The 245-nt window shown below is 60.4% G+C and carries 1 protein-coding gene; it reads right to left on the minus strand.

Annotation, left to right across the window (positions count from 1 at the left end; translation table 11 throughout):
• The coding region (locus FNJ47_RS47945) for a transposase (protein ID WP_163163710.1) at nt 1-245 on the minus strand (245 nt) is incomplete at both ends.

The following is a 245-nucleotide window of genomic DNA, read 5'->3' on the forward strand; positions in this document are numbered from 1 at the left end:
CTTCAGACCCCCTTTTTTCGCCCCGGCGGCGTGCTGATGCGCCCGGACGATGGTGGAATCCACGATCAGATATTCGAAGTCCGGATCATCGGACATCGCCTCGAAGATGCGGCACCAGACACCCTTGATGCTCCATCGGCTGAAGCGCCGGAACACGCTGTTCCAATCGCCGAAGACCTCCGGGAGATCGCGCCAGGGAGACCCCGTACGCACGATCCACAGCACTCCTTCAACGAACATTCGGT

It is taken from the genome of Bradyrhizobium uaiense, assembly GCF_010811875.1.
Taxonomy (GTDB): Bacteria; Pseudomonadota; Alphaproteobacteria; order Rhizobiales; family Xanthobacteraceae; genus Bradyrhizobium; species Bradyrhizobium uaiense.